Raw genomic sequence first — 1,511 nt, 5'->3', positions numbered from 1 at the left:
TAAGACAAACTATATAAAAAGTCAAGTCTAAATTTTAAATAAAATAACGAGTAAAAAAGAGCGCACAAAAAGCACTCTGACGAAAACAAATTTTTGAACTTTAAGTCAAAAGATTTTCGTCAAAATACTTATGGTTTTTGAGTAGATAAAATAGGACACGAACTAATTTCTTAGCGACATGACTCTTAGCTTTATTGTAATGTTTGCCTTGCGAACGTTTGAGCGCTAGATAACGCTTAAAAGTTGGGGAGTATATGGCAACTTTCTCAGCTGCCTGTAAAAGTGCCCATCTGAGATGTGTTGAACCTCGTTTGACCATTTTTCCAGTATGTTCAGATTCACCAGATTGGTTGACAGACGGTTCAAGTCCAGCGAAAGCGAGTAACTGATTAGGGTTGCGAAAATTCTCAATATTCCTAATTTCCGCTAAAATGATACTGCCCAGTGTCGTTGAAATACCAGGAACAGAGGTAATGACTTGGTCTAACTTATCCATCAATGCTTGAATCTCAGTGTTGATTTCCGTCATCAATTTTTCAAAATATCGAATGGCTTGTAGCGTTTGTTTGAGTTCAAATTCAAGCGCCCAAGAAGTATTACCCACGGTTGTTCGAGCAGCTATGATAATACTTTTGGCTTTATCTGCTTTAAGATTTTTGATGTTGTAAATTGACGTTTTATTGGCTCTGATTATCTTAGCAGGTGTTGGATATTTTTCAATCAAGTGCCTAGTTGACTGATTGTGTAAACTGACAATCTTGGCAAGCTCAGGAAAAATCAAGTCTAAGATTTTGACATACTGGACTTTAAAGTCAGTCATCTTGCGTTTGATACGGTCACGGTGACGTGTTAAAACTTTGAGGTCATCCATGTCTTGTGATGGCATTTGTCTCATAACAGGCATATCTGAGGCAAGCTTACGGGCGATAGTTAAAGCATCTTTCTTGTCTGTTTTCGTTTTACGAAGTGAAACCGACTTGGCAAATTCTTTGATAAGGTAAGGATTGTAAGAAAAAGTTGGATAAAAATTAGCACGTAAGAACATGACAATATTACGTGAGTAATGTCCCGTATCTTCAAGTGCGATACGGATATCGTTAGGATTTTCGACATGATGAGATAGCCAAGTATGAAGTTGATAAAATCCCTCATGATTGTTTTTAATTTGCATGTGTTCTAGGATAATATTTCCAAATTCATCAATAACGGCAATGTCATGTTTGTATTTTGCGACATCAATCCCAACGTAAAGCATAGTAAATCTCCTTTGATTATTATGTTTTGACTGTGGTTGACACGAACTCTTTGTCATGTTTCCTTATGCTAAATCAAACGTCTTGCGTTATCAAACTCATTACCAATTACGACAAAGAGCCGTGGTTGGAGCCTTACTGAACCAGTATTCCAGATTTGGAATCTGTTGGAGAAAGAACCAATCCACAGCACTTATTCTAAGTATAAAATAACTTAGAGCTTTGTGGGAGCTACCCACTATTACTAATATAAGGAGA

The 1,511-nt window shown here is 36.7% G+C and carries 1 protein-coding gene; it reads right to left on the bottom strand.

Features of this window, described 5'->3' with window-relative positions:
- Window positions 1-100 precede the first annotated feature (100 nt).
- A complete protein-coding gene (locus RR45_RS10825) occupies window positions 101-1,255 on the bottom strand; it encodes an IS110 family RNA-guided transposase (protein ID WP_031365809.1) in 1,155 nt (384 codons plus the stop codon).
- Window positions 1,256-1,511 lie beyond the last annotated feature (256 nt).

Origin of the sequence: Pseudolactococcus chungangensis CAU 28 = DSM 22330, assembly GCF_002441885.1 — a bacterium.
Classification (GTDB): Bacteria; Bacillota; Bacilli; order Lactobacillales; family Streptococcaceae; genus Pseudolactococcus; species Pseudolactococcus chungangensis.
This window is presented reverse-complemented; position numbering and strand designations above follow the sequence as displayed.

Bases quoted from the DNA above. Each gene is read 5' to 3' on its own strand.
- RR45_RS10825 (WP_031365809.1), bottom strand. From the start codon at position 1,255: ATGCTTTACGTTGGGATTGATGTCGCAAAATACAAACATGACATTGCC.